Source organism: Bacillus cereus, from assembly GCF_002561295.1.
GTDB lineage: Bacteria > Bacillota > Bacilli > Bacillales > Bacillaceae_G > Bacillus_A > Bacillus_A cereus_S.
The window spans coordinates 1-300 of the sequence record NZ_NTUG01000091.1; the positions used below are offsets into that span (position 1 = coordinate 1).

A 300-nucleotide genomic window follows, 5' to 3' on the forward strand; every position below is an offset into this window, starting at 1 on the left:
CCGCCACACCCGCATATTATATTTGTTTTAAAAGAAATGGGGCGACTGATGGGAATCGAACCCACGAATGCCGGAGCCACAATCCGGTGCGTTAACCACTTCGCCACAACCGCCATAGTTGCTGGTGCCGGCTAGAGGACTTGAACCCCCAACCTACTGATTACAAGTCAGTTGCTCTACCAATTGAGCTAAGCCGGCATAAATGGTGGAGGATGACGGGATCGAACCGCCGACCCCCTGCTTGTAAGGCAGGTGCTCTCCCAGCTGAGCTAATCCTCCATTTGCCTGGCAACGTCCTAC

The 300-nt window shown here is 53.7% G+C and carries 3 tRNA genes; all 3 read right to left on the reverse strand.

Annotated elements, in window-relative coordinates:
- Positions 1 to 37: 37 nt before the first annotated feature.
- The 3 genes from CN373_RS24965 to CN373_RS24975 all read right to left on the reverse strand — a co-directional run bounded on the left by CN373_RS24965 (position 38) and on the right by CN373_RS24975 (position 279).
- Positions 38 to 113 (reverse strand) — tRNA-His (locus CN373_RS24965).
- Positions 114 to 122: 9 nt separating this feature from the next.
- Positions 123 to 198: transfer RNA gene (locus CN373_RS24970), tRNA-Thr, on the reverse strand.
- A 5-nt stretch (positions 199 to 203) separates the two neighbouring features.
- Positions 204 to 279 (reverse strand) — tRNA-Val (locus CN373_RS24975).
- Positions 280 to 300: the final 21 nt, after the last annotated feature.